The sequence below is a fragment of the Aminiphilus circumscriptus DSM 16581 genome (assembly GCF_000526375.1).
Lineage (GTDB): Bacteria > Synergistota > Synergistia > Synergistales > Aminiphilaceae > Aminiphilus > Aminiphilus circumscriptus.
Window position 1 is genome coordinate 1,331,323 of sequence record NZ_JAFY01000002.1, and the last position, 20,502, is coordinate 1,351,824.

The window sequence follows — 20,502 nt, forward strand, 5'->3', positions numbered from 1 at the left end:
TGGAAGAATGCCGTTTTGCTCCGTTCATGGCTCCGGCACCTCCTCCACGAGGATCGCCCTGGAGACGCCGTGTCCCACGGCGATCTGCCGTCCGTCGAGCTCTAGGGCCACGGGGCCGGAAAAGGGCATACCCGAGAGCTTCGTCACGATCTTGCCAGGGCGGATGCCGAGGGCCTCCAGGCGTGCGCCGCTCTCTCCCCGGGGCAGGGAGACGATGCGGACTCGTTGGCCGTTGGGGACTTCCCGCAGCGGAAAAGGGGGCGGAGTTCCCTCCTGTCGCCTTTGCGGAGGTGCCGAAGCTGTGGAAGTGGAAAGAGTCTCCGTCTCCGAATCGGTCATTCGGAAAAGGTTCTCCTGTTCAGGGTTGAACTTGGAAGCGTGTCTGCCCATATGCTACCGACCTTTGCTGAACGAGATGGGGCGATACGTTTCGGAAACGTGATGTTTGCGTTCTGCCGGGCCGTGTCCGCATTGTCCCCTGATCAGGAGGACGACATCACGGCGCGAACCCGAGGCTGAAGATACCCGCTCCCGTCAAAAAAAGCAAGGATTTCCGCGAAGGGTTTCTTTTTCCTCGGTTTGCTCGAACGTTCTTTTCCGTGGTGCGAAAAGGCGGAAGATCAGAGGCCGAGGCTTTTCACCAGCATGGTGGCGTAGCTTCCCCGGGGGAGCAGAAATGAAAGAGTGCTCTTGCGCTTGCCGGGATAGCGTTCGTCCTCCTCCGGTCGCGACCAGGTGAATTCTTCGGGAACGACCACTGCGGCGCGGAGAAAGGACGAAAAATAGGACTGCCGGATTTCCCGGAGGTTGAACTGGGCACGCCGGACATTGCGCTCGGCGAGGACCTCCTCGATGAGTTCCAGACATTCCGGATCCGTCGCTTCCATGCGTGACGCTACCGTGGGGAGCGAAAGTGCACCGAGGCGTGCGCCGCCCTGACGGCCCGGATTCCTGAAATGGACGTACTCCCCAGTTTTGCCTTTTACGGAAAAGGTCTCCCGGGCGTGGCGGAGAACGAGGCGCCGGAGTACCTCGTTCCAGAGAAAACTCTGATAGGCCGCGAAATGGAGGGAAAGTTCCTCCCGGGGAATGCGCTGGAGCGCGAAAAGTCCCCCCCCGGTCTCCACCGTTTCTGCGGAGGATTTCCATGATCTCCCGGTGGAGCGGCGTTGCACAGAGGGGAAGCAGCGCATCCCACTGTCCCCAAAGAGCTTCCATGGCGCGTTTGCGCTCCTTCGCGGCACTGGGCGCCTCGGGGTGAATGGTGGTGAAGTAGAGCTTGAGAGCGCCGTTGTAGTGTCCTCTGACGACCCTTTCCCCGAAGAAGGCCCCATCGTTGCCGACGCTGCCGAAGCGCTGGTCGTCGAAGTAGTTGGCGAACCCGAGATCGCGAATCTCCAGAAGTCGCCCCAGGAGATGCGTTTCGTCGGCGGGGGCGATGTCACGGAGCGTGAGAGTGAAGCGATTTCCCCGGATGAAGTGGGGGGACATGGCCTCGCTGGAGTATCCCACGGGAGAGATGGAGACGTTGGGGGACGAAAAGGAAAGATCCACCCGTGCCGGGGCGGTGAGATACTGGATCGTGTGGGCGTGACGGTCCTTTTTGCCGCCGTAGCGGATGTCCTGGAGGCTCAATCCCGATGCCCGGGCCGCTTCCCGCAGAGCATCCAGCGTGTTCCACCCCCGTTTTTCCAGACGGTACACGCGGAACGGCGCACGTCCTCTTTTCTCCTCGAGCGGAAGAGAGATCACTTCCTCGACGAAGAATTCCTCGGGTGTTCCCTTGATCTTCACTGCTTTCGCTCCTGTCCTTTGTCGTCATGCCCGCAGGGGGCGTTTTGGGGTGTCTGTCGTCCCTCCCTTCGGGGTGGGGCGGAGCAGGCCCTTCGGAACGAACGTGTCTTGGTCTCACGCGACGGAGGTCTGCTGTTTGGAGGTGCGCAGGGCCTCCAGAAGTTCCGGAAGGCTCATGTCCTCGTTTCCGCTGTAAAAATGGAGGCCGAACTGTAGATGCGGCTCCAGGGAAATCAATCGGTCATTGTCCTTCATCATGTGGGACAGCGTTTCCTTCATGCGTCCCATGACCGTTTTCGCTCCCGACTGCGGTGTTTCGGGAAGGAGGATACAGAGCGAATTGTCCTGGAGCAGAAAGGCCAGATCCGTCTCCCGGATTTCCTTGTTGAAACGGCTGCAGAGCGCCAGAAGCAGTTCCCGTCTGTTTGCCTCGCTCGTGGCTTTGGGATCGGCCTCGTTCCGTTTGAGAAAATCCAGATCCACGAGAAGGGCCGAGAGCCAGCGGCGGAAACGCCTCGCCCGGGCGATCTCGTAGGATGCCCGGGGAAAAAAGTAGGTGTCTCCGTAGAGCCCCGTCCGTGGATCCCGGGAGAAGCAGCCCTCCGCGGAGGATCCTGAGGACGTCCGGTTCGTTTCCGTGTCATCCTGTTTCTGGGCCGAGGAACTTTGCGGAAGCAGAAACACCCAGACCTCGCCGTCGAGTTCCTCTCGAAGGACGGCGTAGTGTTTTCCCTTGACGGTTATATGCTCGAGTGCGGAGGGAAAGAGCATCTCCCCTTCCTGTTTCTGAAGGTCTCCGAGGGACGTTCCCACGAGATCCAGAAGTGCTTTGCTCGCGTCCTGGAACATGCCGTTTCTGCCGATGACCGCGAAGGGCAAAGGGCAGGAATCGAGGGAGGATGTCTGCCGTTGTGCCGTCCCGCTCGTTTCGAAAAGTTCGGCCTCTGTGGTCTCGTTTGCCGGAGCGCTCCGACGTCGTGTGGGTTTCACTGCTTCGGCCTCCGGCACGGCGATGCCTCCGAGGATGATCGCTCCGGAGAAGATCAGCGCTGTTCCACCCCATGCCACAACGGGAGGAAGGCCGAAGTGCAGCGACGTGAGGGCGAGGGCCAATCCCTGACAGAGTGCCTGAAGTCCTAGAGAGGCACCGGTTCCCTTCAGCCTGCCGAGAGGAATGTAGATGGCGCTCGACACGATGTAGGCACCGCCTGCGGCGATCCAGAGGGGAAGCGGAATGTTCGCGGAAGTTCCTTCGCCTCCGGCCATCAGGGCGCCTCCGAGAAGAAGAATGGAAAGAAAGGGGGGCAGGGTGATCCAGTCGAAGAGGTGACTCATGCAGTGCACCATCCTTCGTTATGAAAAGAAGGATCTCGTGATGTGCAAGCTGTTGTCCTGTACATGAAACTGCCTCCCCGTAGTGAATGGAGCCGACGCGGCCGTCGGCTGCGTTTCTTCGTACCACAACTCGAAGGCGTTTCTCGAAAGTATTGGAAAAGCGCGCTCCGTTCTTCCGCCAGCCCCGTCCCGCGACGTGTCCCTTCCGGAGCAGCGCGGCGGCACCAAGGCCGTACAGTTATACCATAAAAGGGAAGAGGGCAAGCATGCTCCCAACACAATCCTCACGGAGAGACGGACATGTGTTACAATAAACTCCGCATTTTTTTCGGGGCAAGCCCCCAAGGAGGACGTTATCATGCAGATGCCGGTACAGTTCAGTCTCGACGAACTTCTCTCCATGCTCATGGCCCGCATGGATTCCCTTGCCGTTGCGGAAGAGAACATGAAGACCAAATTCAACATTTTCGCCCGGGTTCTCTACAAAAAGGGACTTCTCACGGACGAGGAGATCCTCGAGTCCGTCCGGGAGGAGCACCGGGTTCTCAAGGAGCTGGGACTTCTCGCCGAAATGCCCGGAGAGGACATGCTCAAGGCCGTGGCGGACAACATGCTCCAGTGGATCAAGGGAGATGTGAAGGCCATCAAGAAGGGCATGGAGGAGTACGAGAAGAAACTGCGGGAGTACGCCGCCCAGGAGGCGCGGAAGCCCAAGATCGACGTGGCTCCCTCGAACGTGCTCTCCCAGCTCGACCGTCTGAGCGGCAAGAAACCCGGAGGCGGCAAGCTCATTCTCTAGCGGAGACGCCCCGGTTTCCACCGGGATCGCCTTCCTGACGGGGTATCTCCGGAGGTACGCTCCCTCGCGGAGCGATCCGGACATCTTCGATCTGCAAGGGGGGCGTTTTGCCCGTGTCGCAGGACAGAACCGTTTTCTCGCACCTTCGCTCCGGAATCCGCAAAGCGTGGCTCGGAATGGCCCGGCGGGGACGATACGTCTTGCTCTGGGACATCATCGTCCTTGTCCTGGCGGTTTATCTGGGGTACGCTCTGCGTCTCACGCTGTTTCTTCCCCGCTTCTATCTTGGAGACTTTGTTCTCGCCGCCCTGCTCTTTCCGGGATGCGTCACCGGCGTGTTTGCCGCGGCGGGGCTCTACCGCGTGCTCTGGCCCCAGGCGAGCGTGGAGGAGTTCCTGCGCCTCGCCCGCTGGTACGCCCTTGGCGCACTTCTTTTCGTCCTCGCGGACAAATTTTTCACGCGGCTGCTCATCCCCCGAACGACCCTGGCCATCATGATCGGGTCGGGAATTCTCTTTCTGGGGGCGGTTCGCCTTTCCTGGCGTCTCTGTCGGAGCGGTGGCGGCGATGCGGCGAAGAGCCGGGCGCGAGGACTCATCGTGGGTGCCGGAGAGGCGGGAACGCTTCTCGTGCGGGACCTGCTCCGGGGCGGCGGCGATGTCCTCCCCCTCGGGTTCGTGGATGACGATCCGGCGAAAACCAACATGGAGATCGCCGGAGTGCGTGTTTTGGGGAACACCGCCAGGCTTCGGGAGCTGGTGGAGACGTTGCAGGTGGAGGTGCTTCTCATCGCCCTTCCCACCGTGGCGGGACACGTGGTGCGGAAGATTCTCGACGACGTGGCGGAGACAGGAGTGCAAGTGCGCGTTCTTCCCAGCCTTCGCGAGCTGGCGGGCGGAACGGTGAGCGTGAGTCGTCTGCGCACCGTTCGCCTGGAGGATCTTCTCTGCCGGGAGGCGATCCGGCTCGACCTGGAGGGCATCGACGGCATTCTCCGGGGGCGAAGCGTGCTCGTCACCGGAGCGGGAGGGTCCATCGGCAGCGAGATCTGCCGGCAGGTGCTGGCCCACGGTCCGCGGGAGCTGGTGCTCCTCGGGCATGGGGAACATTCCATCTACACGCTTCTGGAGGAGCTGGGAAAGCTCAGTCCGGCCCCTCCGTTGCGGGCGGTCATCGGTGACGTGGCGGATGCCCGGACCATGGAAGGCCTTTTTCGCGAGACTCGTCCGGGCGTGGTGTTCCATGCCGCCGCACACAAACATGTTCCTCTCATGGAGTTCAATGCCCGGGAGGCGCTTCGGGTGAACGCCCTCGGCACATGGACCGTGGCGCGCCTCGCCGGGGAATACGGCGCGGAGCGCCTGGTGCTCATCTCCACGGACAAGGCGGTGAACCCCACGAGTGTCATGGGGGCCACCAAGCGGCTGGCGGAGATGCTGCTCCAGGAGGCCCAGAGCGCCTATCCCGGAACGGCCTATCTGGCGGTACGTTTCGGAAACGTCCTCGGCAGCCGGGGGAGCGTGGTTCCCAAGTTCGAGAGGCAGATCAGGGATGGCGGTCCCCTGACGGTGACCCACCCGGAGATGCGGCGCTACTTCATGCTCATTCCCGAGGCGGTGAGCCTTGTGCTCCAGGCCGCGTCCATCGGCGAGGGAGGCGAACTCTTCGTGCTCGACATGGGCGAACCCGTGCGCATCGCCGCCCTGGCGGAAATGCTCATCCGCCTTCACGGCTACAGACCCAACGGGGATATCCCCATTGTCTACACCGGACTTCGTCCCGGGGAAAAACTTTTCGAGGAACTCTTCTACGATCCGGATCATGTCCTGCGGACCACGCACGAAAAAATCTTCGCCGCCCGCCTCGAAGCGAGGTCCGGCGAACGCCTGGCCGAGGCGCTCGCCAGTGCCCTTGCCGGAGGGGACGAGGAGGCGAGGGCACTGCTCCGGGCGTGGGTGCCCACCTATGCTCCCGGAGGAGGAATGCCCGCGGAGGAGTGTTCGGCGTGAGACGGGCTCCCGCGGCGGAGTCGAGGACAAAACGCTGTTTTGACGTGGCCGTCTCCGGGGCGGCGCTGATCCTGCTTTCTCCGCTCTTCGCACTGTTGGCTCTTTTGGTTCGCCTTCGTCTCGGTTCGCCGGTTTTCTTTCGGCAGATGCGCCCGGGGCTTTTGGGAAAACCCTTTTCGATGGTGAAATTCCGTACCATGACCGACGCAAGAGATGCGGAGGGGCGGCTTCTTCCCGATGAAGAGCGCTTGACTCCTTTCGGGCGTTTTCTCCGGAGTACGAGTCTGGACGAGCTTCCCGAGCTGTGGAACGTCCTGCGGGGGGACATGAGCCTCGTGGGGCCGCGCCCCCTTCTGTTGGCCTATCTGGACCGCTATTCTCCGGAGCAGGCCCGCAGGCACGAGGTGCGTCCTGGTATCACTGGTCTCGCTCAGGTGAACGGCCGCAACGCCCTCACCTGGGAGGAGAAGTTCCGCCTCGACGTGGTTTACGTGGACACCTGGACCTTTGGCCTCGACCTGCGGATTCTGGCGAAGACCGTCGTTGCCGTGCTTCGCCGGGAGGGGATCGCCGCGCCGGGGCAGAGCACAGTGGAGGAGTTCCGAGGAAACGGCGAGGAGCGGAGGTAAAAGGATGAAGCGTTTCGTGATTGGTGGTGGAGGACACGGCAAGGTGGTGGTGAGCCTCCTCCATGCGTGCGGTCTCGCCGTGGACGCCGTGCTCGACGATGCACCTTCCCGGTGGGGGGAGACGCTTCTCGGCATTCCCGTGGCGGGGCCGACGGAGCTGTTCCTTGGGCGTGACGAACCGCGGGCGATTTTGGCGATAGGAGGAAATGTTCGCCGTCTTTCCCTGGCGCGCCGCTTTTCCCGGGTGCACTGGGAGACGGTGGTCCACCCCCGGGCGTGGGTGCACGAATCAGTCCGGATCGGCCCCGGCACGGTGGTCTTCGCCGGAGCGATCCTTCAGCCGGGGTCGGAGATCGGAGCGCACTGCATCGTCAATACAGGAGCCGTTGCGGACCATGACTGCCGCATCGGTGACGGTGTACACCTTGCGCCGGGAACGTGCCTCGCCGGAGGCGTGACTCTGGGAAAGGGCGTCTTTTTCGGCGTGCGGAGCGCGGCGATTCCAGGTGTCTCCGTCGGGGACTGGACAATCGTGGGGGCAGGGGGTGTGGTGGTGCGGGATCTTCCGGAGCGCGTCGTCGCCGTAGGGGTGCCCGCCCGTCCTCTACGTCCCCTTCGGAAGGACGAGCTTCCAGAAGAGGAGTGATTTTTCGGGAGGCGAGCACTCCCGGAAAGAGCGAATCCTGGAAGAAGCGCCTCTCGGCACAAAGCGCTTCTTGTGTGTGCCGCGTTTTCGCGGCACACAGGGAGGAACGCAGAGCCTCGCGGGTTCGTGAAGCGGAAAACGACGCGAAGACGCGCCGCGGAAAAAGGCAGGAGGATATCATGAACGAGTGTCCCGGAGCACAGCAGATCCAGTCCCGCATCTATCTCTCGCCGCCGCACATGAGCGGGTGCGAGATGGACTATGTCAAGGAGGCCTTCGACAGCAACTGGATCGCGCCACTGGGGCCCCACGTGGATGCCTTCGAAAGGGAACTCGCCTCTCGGGTGGGTGTTCCGGCGGCGCTTGCCCTCAGCTCGGGTACGGCGGCGCTCCACCTCGCCATGAAACTGCTCGGAATCCGGCGGGGCGACCGGGTCTTCTGCTCCTCCCTCACCTTTTCCGCCAGCGTAAACCCCGTGCTCTACGAGGGAGGCGTTCCGGTCTTTCTCGACGCGGAGCCGGAGTCGTGGAACATGTCCCCGTCTGCGCTCGAGCGGGCGCTCGCCGACGCCGACCGGAAAGGAACCCTTCCCAAGGCGGTGATCGTGGTGCATCTCTATGGACAGAGCGCGGACATGGATCCCCTGCGGGAACTCTGCGGCAGGTACGGCGTTCCCCTCGTGGAGGACGCGGCGGAATCCCTGGGCGCCACCTACAAGGGGAAGGAGAGCGGCACCTTCGGCGTCTACGGAATCTATTCCTTCAACGGCAACAAGATTATCACCACCGGCGGCGGCGGCATGCTCGTGGCGCACGATTCCGAGGCGATCCGGAAGGCCCGTTTTTGGGCGACCCAGGCCCGCGATCCGGCGCCGCACTACCAGCACTCGGAGATCGGCTACAACTACCGCATGAGCAATCTCCTCGCTGCTGTCGGGCGAGGGCAGCTCACCGTGCTGGACGACCGCATCCGGGCTCGACGGACCATCTTCGAGCGCTACGTTGCGGCGTTGGGCGATCTTCCTGGCGTGGCTTTCATGCCCGAACCGGCCTGGAGTCGTTCCAACCGATGGCTCTCCGTGCTCACCCTCGATCCGAACGCGACGGCGCACACTCCCGGGGAACTCCTCGCCGCCCTGGAAGCGGAGAACATCGAGGCCCGTCCCGTCTGGAAACCCATGCATCTGCAACCCCTCTTCTCTGGCACTCTGTTCTATCCGCATGGCGGTGTCGCGCCCGAAGCCGCTTCCCGGGGCGAACCGGACCTCCGGGGAAGCAGCGTGTCGGACCGCCTCTTCGCCACGGGGCTTTGTCTTCCCTCGGGATCGGCGCTTTCCGGGGAAGAGCAGGACCGGGTGATCCGATGCGTGCGGCGCTGCCTCGAAGCGAGAGTGTGAGGACCGTGTCGTTCCGGGAATTCGTCCAATTCTCCTTTTCCATGGTCTCGTTTCGGGGGGCGCAGCGACGAGAAAGGGGATGGCGCAGCGTGGACGCCCTGACAGGGCGGCGTTGTGCCCCGCCCGAGGAGGCGTTTCTTCCGTGAACTCCGACGCTGCGCCGAAGCTTCTCTTCGTCGCCACCGTTTCGGTGACGCTGCGGAGTTTCCTCCTCCCCTACGCACGGTATTTCCGCTCTCTGGGCTGGCGGGTGGACGGCGCCGCCGACGGCGTCTCCGGATGTCCTTCCTGCGCCGCCGCGTTCGACGCGGTGCACGAGGTGCCCTTCTCCCGAAATCCCCTGGCCGTGCCATCCCTCGTGACGGCCGCAAGGCGCCTTCGCCTTCTCGCGGAGGCGGAAAAATATGATCTTGTGCATGTCCATACTCCCGTGGCGGCCTTCGTCACCCGCCTGGCTCTGCGGCGGCTGCGGTCCCGGGGACTCCGGATGGTCTACACGGCCCACGGGTTCCACTTTTTCGAGGGGGGGCCGCCCCTGCGGAACGCGCTGTTTCTGGCGCTGGAAAAACTCGCCGGAAACTGGACTGACCGGCTCTTAGTGATCAACGGCGAGGATGAGGCGGCGGCGCGGCGCCACCATCTTGTGCCGCCGGAACGGCTTCGCCTGTTTCCCGGAGTGGGCGTGGACACCGCCGCCTTCTCCCGGGAAGGTGTGGATCCCAGGTGCGTCGCCGCCCTACGCAAGGAATTGCAGCTCCCCGAGGAGGCGCCGTTCTTCCTGATGGTGGCGGAGTTCAATCCGGGCAAGCGCCATCGCGATCTGTTGCGGGCCTTCGCAGGACTACCGCCTCTTGCGCCTGCTCCGTACCTGGTCTGCGCCGGAGAAGGGCCGCTTCTGGAGGCGACGAAGCGGCTGGCGGTGGCGCTCGGCGTGGCGGAACGCGTGCGCTTTCCCGGCTACCGCCGGGATGTGAAGGTCTTGCTCAAGGGCGCCGCCGCCCTCGTCCTTCCCTCCGAGCGGGAGGGGCTTCCGGTGAGCGTCCTCGAAGCGCTTGCCATGAAGACCCCCGTGATCGGGGCGGATGCCCGGGGAATCCGGGATTTGCTCCAGGACGACTGCGGTCTTCTCGTTCCCGTGGGGGACACGGTCGCGTTGCGCACGGCCCTCTGCCAGATTCTCGCCCACCCGCAGGAAGCCAGGGCCCGGGCGGAGCGGGGGCGTCGCCGGGCTCTCGAAATGGACACGTCACGTCTGCTCGCCCTTACCGAGGCGCTCTACCGGGAGCTTTTGGGAACGGCATGAACGCCTGAAAAAAAGAAAAAACGGAAAACGCTTCCGGGATTGGCTCTTCGAACCGGATCGCTCGTCGGATCACTCCTTGTTCCTTCTGGGAGGACAAGGAGATGTGCGGAAAAAAGGAGTCGTGTTTGTTCATGACCTATCGCATCGGCGTTGTCGGATTGGGATATGTGGGCATTCCTCTTGCCGTGGCCTTCGCGAAAAAGTTTCCCGTCGTGGGTTACGACATCGACGAGGAACGCATCGAAGGGCTCCGGAACGGGTTCGACCGCACCGGAGAAGTCTCGCCGGAGGAGCTTCGGGCGTCGTCGCTCCGGGTCACCTCCCAACCGGAGGGCCTTCGGGGGTGCAACGTTCTGATCGTCACCGTGCCCACTCCCGTGGACCGGTGGAACCGGCCCGATCTCGGTCCCGTGATCCGGGCTACCGAGGCGGTGGGTTCCGTGCTTTCTCCCAGGAGCATCGTGGTCTACGAATCCACGGTCTATCCCGGGGTCACGGAGGAGATCTGCCGCCCCTTGCTCGCCCGGGTGTCGGGACTTGTGCCGGGCGAGGATTTCACCGTGGGCTATTCGCCGGAGCGTATCAACCCCGGGGACAGAAACCATCGGGTGCATACTATCGTGAAGGTCGTCAGCGGCGAGGACCCAAAGACCCTCGAGGCCGTTGCGGAGGTGTACGGGGCCATCGTCGAGGCGGGCGTGCATGCCTGCCCGAGCATCCGCGTCGCCGAAGCGGCCAAGGTGATCGAGAACACCCAGCGGGATCTGAACATCGCCCTCATGAACGAACTGGCCCTTCTCTTCGACCGGATGGACATTCGCACCGAGGATGTGCTCCGCGCCGCGGGAACGAAGTGGAACTTTCTTCCCTTCCGACCTGGGCTCGTTGGAGGACACTGCATCGGCGTGGATCCCTACTATCTCACCTTCAAGGCGGAGGAAGTGGGGTACATTCCCCAGGTCATCCTCGCCGGACGGCGCATCAACGACGACATGGGGCGCTTCGTGGCGCGGAAAACGGTGAAACTTCTCTCCCGGGCCGGATATTCTCCCCGCGAGGTCCGGGTGGGCATTTTCGGCCTCACCTTCAAGGAGAACGTGCCGGATCTGCGCAACAGCCGTGTGCCGGACATTGTGGAGGAACTCCGTTCCTTCGGAATCGCGTCGCTCGTGGCGGATCCCCTTGTCACGAGCGCCGAGGCGGAGCGGGAGTACGGTTTGACCCTCACGCCTCTTGAGGAGATGCGCGACCTCGACGCGGTGATCCTCGCCGTGGCGCACGACGACTACCGGGAGCGGGGAAGCACCTTTTTCGAGGAGATCCTGCGGGAGCGCAAGGGGATTTTCGTGGACGTGAAATCCCTCTTTGAACCGGAACATTTCGGCAAGGACGTGCTCTACTGGAGCTTGTAGAGCGCCTCGCGCTGGAGGTGGTGCACATCGTGCCGTCAAGGCCCATGATGCAGTCCGTGGCGGTGCGGTTTTTGCGCTGCGGCGGACTTTCGCGCATCGATGGGCGTCGGCGTCGCCGAAAGCGGCGCCCATGATGGCGTCATCGTTCGTGATCGGTGTTGCGGCGGTGTCCGCGCCGCAGCATGGCGTTGCGGCATGTCGTGTGCTTTTTGTGTCTGTGGTGTGTCCGTAACGTGGAGGAGGCGCCGAGATCTTCCGAGACGCCTCCCTGAGAGGAGCGATTTTGATGACCGAAGAAAAATTCCACGAACGCGCCGGCGGAAGTCCCCTTCCCTACGGCCTTCCCCGGTCCGTTCTGGACGATCTGCTCGCCTCACCGCGGTACTGGCTCGTCACCGGTGCCGCCGGGTTCATCGGCTCCAACCTCGTGGAGGCTCTGCTGCGCCTTTCTCAGCGCGTGGTGGGGCTCGACAACTTCCTCACGGGGCGCCGCAGAAACCTGGAGGAGGTTCTGGCCTCCTGCGGCGACGAGGCGGCGAAGCGCTTTCGCTTCGTCGAGGGAGATATCCGCAACGCCGCAGCCTGTCGCGAGGCCTGCGAGGGTGTGGACGTGGTGCTTCATCACGCCGCGCTCGGGAGCGTCCCCCGCTCTCTCGAGGATCCTCTGACCAGCCATGAGGTGAACGTGGACGGCTTCGTCCACATGCTCCTCGCCGCCCGGGACGCGAAAGTTTCCCGCTTCGTCTACGCCTCGTCGAGTTCGGTCTACGGAGACCACCCCACCCTGCCCAAGGTGGAAGAGGCAATCGGCAAACCGCTTTCCCCCTACGCACTCACCAAGCGCATCAACGAGGACTATGCGGCGGTGTTTTCCTCCGTCTTCGGCCTTTCCTGCCTTGGCTTCCGCTATTTCAACGTCTTCGGTCCCCGTCAGGATCCGGAGGGTCCCTACGCGGCGGTCATTCCCCGGTGGTTCGCGGCCCTCGCCGAGGGAAAACCTGTCTCCATCTACGGCGACGGCGAGACCAGCCGCGACTTCTGTCACGTGGACAATGTCGTGCAGGCAAATCTGCTCGCCGGAACAAGCAGTGTGCAGGGAGTTTTCAACGTCGCTGTTGGAGAGCGCGTCACCCTCAACGAACTCTACGAAATCGTCCGGGATCTGGTCGAGCCTGTCCGTCCCGATGCGGCGCTTCTCCGCCCCCTCTACGAGCCCTTCCGCCCCGGGGATGTGCGCCATTCTCTCGCGGACGTGACGAAGGCCAAAACCCTTTTGGGATACACTCCTGTTCTGACCGTTCGGGAAGGGTTGCGTGCCTGCGCCGCGTGGTATCTCCGACGGGGTGTCTGACTTTCTGACGCGGAAGGAGCTTCAAGAGCGTCTTCTGCGATGGGGAAGAGCGATTTTTGTGCTTGACATAAAGCGTATCGAGTCATATTCTTACTCGTAACAGCGCAATCCTTTGGGTGCGTTTCTTGGTAGGGGAGTTGTTCTCGTGCTCGATTCCCTCATCACCTCAAAAACCCGTATCAAGCTTCTGTGCAAGTTCTTCCTGAACCCCGAGGCCCGCAGCTACCTTCGGGAGCTTTCCGACGAGTTCGGCGAGTCCACCAACGCCGTGCGGGTGGAACTCAACCGTCTCGAAAAGGCGGGACTTCTCGCCTCCGAGACGGAGGGGCGGACAAAGGTCTTTTCCGCCAACACGCAGCACACCCTCTTTCCCGAAATCCACAATCTCGTCCGCAAAACCCTCGGCATCGACCAGCTCGTGGAACGTGTCCTCTCGCGCATCGGCAATCTGCACATGGCCTTCATCACCGGCGACTACGCCCGCGGCGTTGACTCGGGCATTCTCGACCTTGTGCTTGTGGGGGATATCGACTGGAACTACCTGCAGCGTCTCGTGAGCACCGCCGAGGAGATCCTCAAGCGGAAGATCCGCATTCTTGTCCTCAGAGCGGATGAAGTGGAGCACATGAAAGACTCGCTTTGCCTTGACAAGGCCCTGGTGGTCTGGACCGCCAACGGAGCGGAAAGCTGATTTCATGGGTGTCCGTGCGGAATTGAGAGTCCTCCATGCCAACTGCATCGGCAACCCTTCCTCCGGCGTTCTCTATCAGTTGAGAGCGGAACAGCGGTCTGCCGAAGAACTTGGTCTTCCCTGGTCTGTTTCTCTGTGGACGAACACAAAAACGTCGGAGCCTTTTGCGCATTTCTTTCCTCGGCCTTTCTCGGGAGACATGGCGAGACGATTTTTTTTCTCCAGAGAAATGCGACGTCGCAGAAAAGAATACGACGTTCTTCTCGTTCGTTATGTGACGGCGGATCCGTTTTTTGCCTTTTTTCTTGACGGGACGCGTCCATGTCTGACGGTTCATCACACGAAAGAAATCGATGAAATAGCGGCAGGTGCTCGCTCCTTCAAGTGTTGCGCTGCTCTTGCGATGGAACGCTTTTGGGGTTCGAAAACGCTCGGACGGGTCGATGGCATCATCGGCGTTACTGAAGAAATTCTGAAGTATGAGCGAAGCAGGGCTGGTTGTCCCGTGCCGGGATTTGTTCTGCCCAACGGAATCTCTCTTGCCGACGTGCCCCTTGCCTCAGACAAACGAGGTAGGGGCCCCATCCGGATCGCTTTCGTCGCATCTTCCTTTGCGCCCTGGCACGGCTTGGACAAAGTTCTCGCGGTCTTGCAAGATTTTTCCGAACCGGTGATGCTGCACCTTGTGGGCGCGGTTTCGGAGCGGGAACAAAACCTCATTGCCCGGCATCCCCGGTTGCGCTCTCAAGTGCTTCTTCACGGCCTTCTGGATCGAAACGCCCTGGCCGCCGTTCTTGAGGAATGCGACTGCACCCTCTCTTCGTTCGCCTTGGAGAGAAACAACATGTGTGAAGCGACGACGCTGAAGGTGAGGGAATCTCTTGCGGCGGGAATTCCCGTGCTCTCGGGTCATCGGGATTCTGCGTTTCCCGAAGAGTTCCCCTTTTACAGGAATATTGAGATCCGGGATCTTCCGGAAGCCCTCGAGACCGTGAAAAAATGGCGCGAAGTGCCCAGAGATCGAGTCCGTTCTCTTGCGGCTCCGTTCATTGACAAGAAAGAGATTCTTCGCCGCGCATACCATAAACTTTTGGACCTTTTTTCGTGAATGAGTGGGTTTTTCAAGAAGCGCTTTCTTCGTGAGGAGGAGTCTTTGTTGCAACAAAGAACAGTCGTTTCCCTTGTCGGTGCACGGCCACAATTTATCAAAGAAGCCCTCATTGGAAAACTTGCGAGAGAGCGACACATCTGGCGCCATGTGCTCGTTCACTCCGGGCAGCACTACGACGCCAACATGTCCGACGTGTTCTTTCGGCAGCTCGGCATCGCGTCTCCGGACTATCAACTCGGCGTTGGTTCCGCATCGCACGGCAAACAGACCGGAGATGTCCTTGTCCGCTTCGAGGAATTGCTCGTCGCCGAGCGACCAGACCTTGTTCTTGTCTATGGCGATACGAACACCACGCTTGCGGGGGCGCTCGCGGCGGCAAAACTTCGAATTCCTCTCGCGCACGTAGAGGCGGGGATCCGCCAGGCACCGAAAGACATGCCCGAGGAAATCAACCGGGTGCTCACGGATCACGTGTCGCAATTGCTCTTTTGTTGTTCCGACGCCGCAGCGACGAATCTCCGGGAGGAAAATATTCGCGAAGGTGTGCACGTTGTAGGGGATGTCATGTTCGATGTGTTCAAGGTGATGAAACCGCTCTTCGACCGGGGGGACATATTGAACAAAAACGGCCTCGTGCCCGGCGGCTTCTTTCTCGCCACCGTCCACAGAGATTTCAACGTGGATCACAAGGAGCCCCTGGAAGAAATTCTTTCCGGTCTTCGACGAATTGCCCGCCGGACGTCGTTGCGCTGCGTGCTTCCTCTGCACCCGCGAACAGCCAGAAAAATCGAAGAGTTTTCTCTCCAACCGCTTTTGGAAAGTCTTTGTGTTACGGAACCTTTGGGATATGTTGAACTGATGTCGTTACTTCTACATGCTGCATTTGTCGTCACCGATAGTGGAGGGTTGCAAAAGGAAGCATGGTTCGCTGGCAGGCGTTCTCTCGTGCTCATGCCCGACACAGGCTGGCGCGAACTCATTTCCTGCGGATGGAACGTCCTTTGCGCACCAGCGCAGGAAGAAATGGAACGCAGAGTCCTTGATTTCCTGAGCGAGCGGGTCTCATGCCCCGAGGGTGTCTACGGTTACGGTGATGCGGCGGAGAAAATCGTCGTCGCTATCAAAAAGTTTCTGACGAGCGTTTCACGGTAAAAACGCTCGTTGCTCGTTCATCAAAAGGAGATGACGTTCCCATGTCCGGAAAGAATTTCGCCCTGATCGGTGCCTCAGGATATGTTGCTCCTCGCCATATGCGCGCCATACGAGATACGGGAAACCGACTCGTGGCAGCGACGGATCCTGCGGATTCGGTGGGTATTCTCGACAGTTTCGGTTTCGACATCGCTTTTTTCCCCGAGTTCGAGCGATTCGACCGTCACGTGGAAAAGCTTCGCCGTCTCGGAGAAGAGCGACGGGTTCATTATGTAAGCATCTGTTCTCCCAATTACCTTCACGACGCTCACGTGCGCTTTGCCCTTCGCGTCGGCGCGGATGCGATTTGCGAGAAACCCCTCGTTTTAAACCCTTGGAACCTCGACGCTCTGGCGGAACTGGAACAGGAGACGGGAAAGCGGGTGTACACGGTGCTCCAGCTCCGGCTCCATCCGGTGATCCGTGCGTTGAGGGAGCGCTTTGCGCATGCTTCCGCCTCGGACAAAAAGCACGTGGTCAAGCTTGACTACATCACCTCTCGCGGCAACTGGTACTTTCATTCCTGGAAGGGCGAGGAGCGTAAATCCGGCGGCATCGCCACCAACATCGGCATCCACTTCTTCGACATGTTGCTTTGGATTTTTGGTGCCATGAGAAACTACGAGGTGACGGAGTCGAGCGAGAAGCGGATCGCGGGAAACCTGGATCTCGAGAGGGCGGATGTCTCCTGGCGGCTTTCCATCGACAACAAGGATTTGCCCTCCGAAGTGCGCGAAAAAGGAAAGACCACGTTTCGGTCCATTTTGGTCGATGGAGAGGAAGTGGAGTTCACCGAAGGATTTACCGATCTCCACACGGAGGTCTATCGGGATATCCTCGCCGGGGGTGGCTTCGGCCTTGAAGACGCCCGGCCATCCATCGAGCTGGTGTCCTTGCTGAGAAAACAGAAATAGCCAATGACGTCGTGTGGGTGTGATTTTGGAGAATGTCATGAAGTTCTTGAGGCGTCATGAGGTTGTGAAGAGGAGAGGGAAAAGATGACGACTGAGCAAAATTCCATTCAGGGCGCAAGAGTGCTTGTCATCGGCGGTGCCGGTTTCATCGGTTCCCATGTGGTGGACGAACTCCTGAAGGAAGACGTGGCGGAGATCGTGATCTACGACAATTTCAGCCGGGGGACGCAGGACAACATTGCACAGGCCCTCCGGGATCCCCGCGTCAAAGTCTTTGAGCTGGGGGGAGATATCCTTCAGACGGACATTCTCGACGAGGCGGTCAAGGGCAAGGATTACGTTTTCCATCTCGCCGCTCTCTGGTTGCTTCACTGCTACGACTATCCGCGAAGCGCCTTCCACGTCAACATTGAAGGGACGTTCAACGTCCTTGAGGCCTGTGTCCGTCACAGGGTCAAAAAGCTCATCTACTCTTCCTCGGCCTCCGTCTACGGCGATGCCGTCGAACTTCCCATGACCGAGGAACACCCCTACAACAACAAGACCTTCTACGGGGCCACCAAGATTGCCTGCGAACACATGTGCCGCGCCTATTACAACCGTTACGGCCTCGATTACGTCGGGCTTCGGTACATGAACGTCTACGGAGCTCGTCAGGATTACAAAGGAACCTACATCGCCGTTATCATGAAGATGCTCGACCGCCTCGATCAGGGACTTCCGCCTCAGGTCTACGGCGACGGCTCGCAGGCTTACGACTTCATCTACGTCAGCGACGTCGCCCGGGCGAACATCTGCGCCATGAAGTCCCCGGCCACCGACAGAAACTACAACGTCGGTTCCGGTGTCCAGACATCCATCCTCGATCTCACGAAGATGATTCTCAAGGTTACCGGATCGGATCAGCAGATTCAGTACGAGCCCGCCGGCAAGACCTTCGTCACCAACCGGATCGGGGATCCGCGCCTTGCGAAGGAAGAGCTGGGATTCACCTATACCGTGGAGCTCGAGGAGGGCTTGCGCAGACTGATCGAGTGGCGCAGTGCCCACAAGGAGCTCGTCGAACAGCGAAGAAAGAGGGCCTGACCGTGAGGACGACGATGAAAATACCCATCACGAAACCCTATTTCGACGCGGAGGAGAGGGAAAACATTGTAAAGCCTCTCGATACCGGATGGATCGTGCAGGGGCCGTATGTCGCGGAGTTTCAGGATCGTTTCGCCTTCGGTCTCTGCGCCGACCTCGTAAAAATCCACGAGCTCGCCGACCACTACGAGACCACTACGAAATGAAGATGATCGAAGATTGCGCATGCAGCTTTGGTGGATTCCTCGACGGAAGACACTCCGGCACCTTCGGGTATGCCGGGTGCTTTTCCTTCCACCCGCGCAAGGCCATCACCACTGAAGAGGGCGGCATAATGATCACCGACGACGCCGACGTGGCGCGAAGCGTCTCTTCCCTGCGGGATCACGGCGCGTCCAGATCGGATCGGGAGCGGCACGGCCAGAAGGGGAGCTTTTTTCTTCCCGAGTTCAACGTGGTGGGCTATAACTTCCGTATGACCGATTTTCAGGGTGCCCTGGGTGTCTCCCAGATGAAGAAGGCGGAGATGCTTCTCGAAGGACGCCGGGCTGTGGCGGCGTGGTATGACGAGGCGTTGCGCGAATTCCCCTGGCTTGTGCCTCCTCTCGTTCCCGAAGGCTATGTGTCGGGGTATCAGTCCTACGTGTGCCTTTTCGCCTCTCCGGAAGATCTTTCGAGCCTCACCCGGGATCGCATAGACAGTCTCCATGAAAAAAGAAACGCTTTCATGTCGTTTCTCGAGGAACATGGGGTTTCCACGCGCCAGGGAACCCATGCGGTACACACGCTTGGATATTACAGAGACACCTATGGCCTTTCCGACGAAGACTACCCCATGTCCTACGCGGCGGATCGCCTCAGCGTGGCGTTTCCTCTCTATTTCGGAATGACGGACGAGGAATTCGCCTACGTCATCGATGCCATACGGGCGGGAGGACAGCACTGATGTGCGGTATTTCCGGCGTCTTCAACGTGAACGGAAGGCCCGTCTCGCCGGTGACGCTCCGGAAAATGACCGACGCAATGGCGCACCGGGGCCCCGACGGCGAGGGATTCTACATTGACAGTTTTCTAGGGCTGGGTCATCGGAGGCTCGCCATTATCGATCTTTCCCCTCTGGGACACCAGCCCATGACATCGGACTGCGGACAGTTCGTCATCACCTTCAACGGAGAAGTCTACAATTTCCGTGAACTCCGAAAGGATTTGGAGGAAAAAGGCCATGTCTTTCGTTCCCGCACAGATACGGAGGTTGTTCTCCACGCCTATATGGAGTGGGGGAACGCGTGCGTGGAGCGGTTCAACGGCATGTTCGCCTTTGCGATCTGGGACCGGACGAGGCAGGAACTGTTTCTGGCCAGGGATCGTTACGGCATCAAACCGCTCTATTACACATTTCTCGGCCCGAAGTTTCTCTTCGCCTCGGAACAGAAGGCGATCCTCGCCCATCCCGATGTGCGGCGTGATCTGGATCTGGAAGCACTTCTGGAATATTTCACGTTTCAGAACATCTTCACGGACAGGACCCTTCTCAAGGGAATCAGGATCTTCCCTGCGGGATGCTGGGCAAGGCTTTCTCTCGGCACCCGGGAAACGACCCTGCAGGTGCACCGTTATTGGGATTTTGATTTTCGTGAGCCCGAGAATGTCTGTTCGGAGGAAGAATACGCGGAAGAACTGGATCGCCTGTTCCGTCAGGCCGTGAAGCGTCAACTCGTGAGCGATGTGGACGTGGGGGCCTATCTGAGCGGCGGCATGGATTCGGGCTCCATCACCGCCGTGGCGGCCACGGAACTCCCCTACATGAAAACCTTCACGTGCGGTTTCGATCTCCATTCCGCTTCCGGTCTCGAGCTCGGATTCGACGAGCGGGAAAAGGCCGAATACATGTCCTATCTGTTCAAGACGGAGCACTACGAGATGGTTCTCAAAGCGGGGGACATGGAGCGGGTCATGCCCCGATTGGCGTGGCATCTCGAAGAGCCGCGGGTGGGACAGAGCTATCCGAACTATTATGCCGCCCAGCTCGCTTCCAAGTTCGTGAAAGTGGTCCTTTCCGGCGGAGGCGGGGATGAACTGTTCGGAGGATATCCCTGGCGGTATTACCGGGCGGCGGTCTGTGCCGATTTTGACGACTACATTGACCGTTACTACCAATACTGGCAGCGTCTCGTTCCCAATACGGTCCTGCGGGAGCTTTTCAAGCCCGTCTGGAACGAGGTGAAACACGTCTGGACCCGGGATATTTTCAGGAACGTTTTCGTGGACCGGAATCAGGCACCCTGCTCGCCGGAGGAGTATATCAATCATTCCCTGTATTTCGAGGCGAAGACATTTCTCCATGGCCTGCTGGTCGTAGAGGATAAGCTTTCCAGTGCCCACAGCCTGGAAACTCGGGTTCCGTTCCTCGACAACGACTTGGTGGATTTTGCCATGCGGCTTCCCGTCGGAATGAAGCTCCGTAACCTCGATCAGATTGTGCGTATCAACGAGAACGAGCCGGGGAACAAGCAGAACAAGTACTTCCAGAAGACGAACGACGGGAAAAACCTGTTGCGGCAAGTCATGAAACGGTACATCCCGGACGAGATCACCTCCGCGCAGAAACAGGGTTTCTCCGCTCCGGATGCTTCTTGGTTTAAGGGGGAGAGCATGAAGTATGTGCACAAAACATTGATGGGGGATAATGCAAGAATCTTTGGATATATGGACAAGGGTGTGCTGCACTCTCTTGTGGAGGAGCACCTTGGGGGAATCCAAAACCGGCGGTTGCTGGTTTGGTCGCTGTTAAATGTGGAAGAATACCTTGGTCGGGTGATGTGATGAACAAAGAA

General features: G+C 60.3%; 19 protein-coding genes and 1 pseudogene. 16 read left to right on the forward strand and 4 right to left on the reverse strand.

The features are described from left to right. Window positions 1-24 precede the first annotated feature (24 nt). The 4 genes and pseudogenes from K349_RS16665 to K349_RS0106890 all read right to left on the reverse strand — a co-directional run bounded on the left by K349_RS16665 (window position 25) and on the right by K349_RS0106890 (window position 3,129). Window positions 25-339: a FeoA family protein gene (locus K349_RS16665; RefSeq protein ID WP_026369081.1), complete on the reverse strand. Its 315-nt coding sequence runs from the start codon at window positions 337-339 to the stop codon at window positions 25-27. 281 nt (window positions 340-620) lie between these two features. Further along, window positions 621-1,193, reverse strand: a complete 573-nt coding sequence (gene truD / locus K349_RS17945) for a tRNA pseudouridine(13) synthase TruD (protein WP_084460236.1) — start codon at window positions 1,191-1,193, stop codon at window positions 621-623. Continuing rightward, window positions 1,162-1,794, reverse strand: a pseudogene (truD, locus tag K349_RS20065) (tRNA pseudouridine(13) synthase TruD); the annotation flags it as partial. The gene truD (K349_RS17945) and the pseudogene truD (K349_RS20065), both read right to left, overlap by 32 nt. Before the next feature lie 114 nt (window positions 1,795-1,908). Then, window positions 1,909-3,129: a diguanylate cyclase domain-containing protein gene (locus K349_RS0106890; RefSeq protein ID WP_026369082.1), complete on the reverse strand. Its 1,221-nt coding sequence runs from the start codon at window positions 3,127-3,129 to the stop codon at window positions 1,909-1,911. A gap of 358 nt (window positions 3,130-3,487) precedes the next feature. Between K349_RS0106890 and K349_RS0106895 the strand changes: the two genes are divergently transcribed. The 16 genes from K349_RS0106895 (at window position 3,488) to asnB (ending at window position 20,491) form a co-directional block, all read left to right on the forward strand. Then, on the forward strand, window positions 3,488-3,928 hold the full coding sequence (locus K349_RS0106895; protein ID WP_026369083.1) for a hypothetical protein: 441 nt from the start codon (window positions 3,488-3,490) through the stop codon (window positions 3,926-3,928). A gap of 113 nt (window positions 3,929-4,041) precedes the next feature. After that, window positions 4,042-5,937, forward strand: coding sequence for a polysaccharide biosynthesis protein (locus K349_RS0106900; RefSeq protein WP_026369084.1), 1,896 nt, complete (start codon window positions 4,042-4,044; stop codon window positions 5,935-5,937). Further along, complete coding sequence (locus K349_RS0106905) at window positions 5,934-6,566, forward strand: sugar transferase (protein WP_034265167.1); 633 nt, start codon at window positions 5,934-5,936, stop codon at window positions 6,564-6,566. The genes K349_RS0106900 and K349_RS0106905 overlap by 4 nt, the downstream gene beginning before the upstream one ends. A 4-nt stretch (window positions 6,567-6,570) precedes the next feature. After that, a complete protein-coding gene (locus K349_RS0106910) occupies window positions 6,571-7,212 on the forward strand; it encodes an acetyltransferase (RefSeq protein ID WP_026369086.1) in 642 nt (213 codons plus the stop codon). Between the two features lie 179 nt (window positions 7,213-7,391). Then, window positions 7,392-8,609: a DegT/DnrJ/EryC1/StrS family aminotransferase gene (locus K349_RS0106915; protein ID WP_051464274.1), complete on the forward strand. Its 1,218-nt coding sequence runs from the start codon at window positions 7,392-7,394 to the stop codon at window positions 8,607-8,609. A 142-nt stretch (window positions 8,610-8,751) separates the two neighbouring features. Next, on the forward strand, window positions 8,752-9,912 hold the full coding sequence (locus tag K349_RS0106925; RefSeq protein WP_026369088.1) for a glycosyltransferase: 1,161 nt from the start codon (window positions 8,752-8,754) through the stop codon (window positions 9,910-9,912). 131 nt (window positions 9,913-10,043) lie between these two features. After that, window positions 10,044-11,324, forward strand: coding sequence for a nucleotide sugar dehydrogenase (locus tag K349_RS0106930; RefSeq protein WP_026369089.1), 1,281 nt, complete (start codon window positions 10,044-10,046; stop codon window positions 11,322-11,324). A 286-nt stretch (window positions 11,325-11,610) separates the two neighbouring features. Next, a complete protein-coding gene (locus K349_RS0106935; RefSeq protein WP_026369090.1) occupies window positions 11,611-12,675 on the forward strand; it encodes an SDR family oxidoreductase in 1,065 nt (354 codons plus the stop codon). A 145-nt stretch (window positions 12,676-12,820) separates the two neighbouring features. Further along, the gene (locus K349_RS0106940) at window positions 12,821-13,366 is read left to right on the forward strand and encodes a winged helix-turn-helix domain-containing protein (RefSeq protein ID WP_026369091.1); all 546 of its coding nucleotides are present in this window, start codon (window positions 12,821-12,823) and stop codon (window positions 13,364-13,366) included. A gap of 199 nt (window positions 13,367-13,565) precedes the next feature. Beyond that, window positions 13,566-14,474 (forward strand): glycosyltransferase, encoded by a 909-nt coding sequence (locus tag K349_RS0106945; protein ID WP_169731315.1) that lies wholly within the window; start codon window positions 13,566-13,568, stop codon window positions 14,472-14,474. Window positions 14,475-14,522: 48 nt separating this feature from the next. Continuing rightward, on the forward strand, window positions 14,523-15,629 hold the full coding sequence (gene wecB / locus K349_RS0106950) for a non-hydrolyzing UDP-N-acetylglucosamine 2-epimerase (RefSeq protein WP_026369093.1): 1,107 nt from the start codon (window positions 14,523-14,525) through the stop codon (window positions 15,627-15,629). Between the two features lie 41 nt (window positions 15,630-15,670). Then, the gene (locus K349_RS16675; protein ID WP_051464215.1) at window positions 15,671-16,582 is read left to right on the forward strand and encodes a Gfo/Idh/MocA family oxidoreductase; all 912 of its coding nucleotides are present in this window, start codon (window positions 15,671-15,673) and stop codon (window positions 16,580-16,582) included. 84 nt (window positions 16,583-16,666) lie between these two features. Continuing rightward, window positions 16,667-17,668: an NAD-dependent epimerase/dehydratase family protein gene (locus K349_RS0106960; RefSeq protein ID WP_034264309.1), complete on the forward strand. Its 1,002-nt coding sequence runs from the start codon at window positions 16,667-16,669 to the stop codon at window positions 17,666-17,668. 2 nt (window positions 17,669-17,670) lie between these two features. Then, entirely contained in the window at window positions 17,671-17,874 is a 204-nt protein-coding gene (locus tag K349_RS19475) for a hypothetical protein (protein WP_051464216.1), read from the forward strand. Further along, a complete protein-coding gene (locus K349_RS16680) occupies window positions 17,871-18,614 on the forward strand; it encodes a DegT/DnrJ/EryC1/StrS family aminotransferase (RefSeq protein WP_051464217.1) in 744 nt (247 codons plus the stop codon). The genes K349_RS19475 and K349_RS16680 overlap by 4 nt, the downstream gene beginning before the upstream one ends. Beyond that, window positions 18,614-20,491, forward strand: coding sequence for an asparagine synthase (glutamine-hydrolyzing) (gene asnB, locus K349_RS0106970; RefSeq protein ID WP_026369095.1), 1,878 nt, complete (start codon window positions 18,614-18,616; stop codon window positions 20,489-20,491). Before K349_RS16680 ends, asnB begins: the two co-directional genes overlap by 1 nt. Window positions 20,492-20,502: the final 11 nt, after the last annotated feature.